Origin of the sequence: Pyxidicoccus caerfyrddinensis (assembly GCF_010894405.1) — a bacterium.
GTDB classification, from domain to species: Bacteria; Myxococcota; Myxococcia; order Myxococcales; family Myxococcaceae; genus Myxococcus; species Myxococcus caerfyrddinensis.
The window spans coordinates 1-1,710 of the sequence record NZ_JAAIYA010000091.1 but is presented as its reverse complement, the minus strand read 5'-3'; the positions used below and the strand labels follow the sequence as shown (position 1 = coordinate 1,710).

Here is a 1,710-nt window from a genome sequence, read left to right as displayed (position 1 = left end):
TGGTGCCCTCCGCCTTCGCCGTGCTTCAGGCCCTGCCCCTCACCTCCAGCGGCAAGGTGGACCGCAAGGCCCTGACGGCTCCGCAGGCGTCTTCCTCCTCCGAGTTTGTCGCTCCTCGTACTCCCACTGAGGAAATCCTCGCCTCCCTCTGGGCCGCGCTGCTGCGCGTGGAGAAGGTGGGCGCGGAGGATGACTTCTTCGCCCTCGGCGGCCACTCCCTGCTGGCCACCCAGCTCATCTCTCGCGTCCGTTCCTCCCTCGGCGTCGAGCTGCCCCTGCGCGCCTTCTTCGAGGCCCCCACCGTCGCCGCACTCGCCTCGCGCATCGAGTCTTCCCGGCACTCGGCCACGGGCCTCGTGGCCCCCGCCCTCGTCCCGGTGCCTCGGACAACCGCGCTGCCCCTGTCCTTCGCGCAGCAGCGGCTGTGGCTCATCGACCAGCTCGAGCCCGGTAGCACCGCCTACAACATCCCCACCGTCCTGAGCATCCGGGGCGCACTGGACGTGGCCTCTCTCGGCAAGGCGTTCACCGGCCTCGTCGAGCGCCACGAGTCCCTGCGCACCGTCTTCGCCACGCGCGAAGGCGAGCCCCTGCAGTGCATCCTCCCTGCCTCGGACTTCCCGCTGCCCGTGGTGGACCTGAGCGCCCTGCCCGCCACGGAGCGGGAGTCCCAGGCTCGGCGGCTGGCCGCCGAGGAGGCCCTGTGCCCGTTCGACCTCGCCTCCGGCCCGCTGCTGCGCGCCTCGCTGCTGCGCCTCGACTCCGAGCACCACGTGCTGCTGGTGACGATGCACCACGTCGTCTCCGACGGCTGGTCCATGGGCGTGCTGGTGCGCGAGCTCGTCTCCTTCTACGAGGCCTCCTCCTCGGGCCTCACGCCGCAACTGCCACCCCTTCCCATCCAGTACGCTGACTTCGCCTCCTGGCAGCGCGACTGGTTGCAGGGTGACGTCCTCCAGGGCCAGCTCGACTACTGGAAGCAGCAGCTCTCCGGTGCGCCCACGCTGCTGGAGCTGCCCACCGATAGGCCCCGCCCCGCCGTCCAGTCCCAGCGCGGCGCCCTGCTACCAGTCCACCTGCCCTTGCCTCTGTCCGAGGCCCTCTCCGCCTTCTGCCAGCGCGAGGGTGTCACTCCCTTCATGGCCCTGCTCGCCGTCTGGCAGTTGCTGCTGGCGCGCTACTCCGGCCAGGACGACGTCTCCGTCGGCTCTCCCATCGCCGGCCGCACCCGCGGCGAGACGGAGGGCCTCATTGGCTTCTTCGTCAACACCCTCGTCCTGCGCTCCCACGTGCAGCCCCTCGCCACCTTCCGCGAGCTGCTGACACAGGTGCGCGCCTCCACCCTGGCCGCCTACGAGCACCAGCACCTGCCCTTCGAGAAGCTCGTGGAGGAGCTGCAGCCTCAGCGCAGCCTCAGCCACTCGCCCCTCTTCCAGGTCATGCTCGTACTCAACAACGCTCCCCCCGCGGAGCTCTCCCTCCCGGGGCTGTCCTTCGTCCCCCTGGAGCGCGAGGCCGTGGCCACCAAGTTCGACCTGACACTCTCGCTGACGCAGACGCCTCGCGGGCTGTCGGGCGCGCTCGGCTACCGCACGGACTTGTTCGACGCCTCCACCGTCTCCCGCATGGTGGAGCACCTGCAAACCCTGCTGGAGGCCGCGCTCGCCTCGCCCGGCACATGCGTGGGTGAGCTGCCCCTGCTCTCCCCTT

At 70.5% G+C, this 1,710-nt stretch carries 1 protein-coding gene; it reads left to right on the top strand.

The window, feature by feature from the left end:
• On the top strand, positions 1-1,710 hold a 1,710-nt coding region (locus G4D86_RS51595), incomplete at both ends, for a condensation domain-containing protein (protein WP_240360970.1).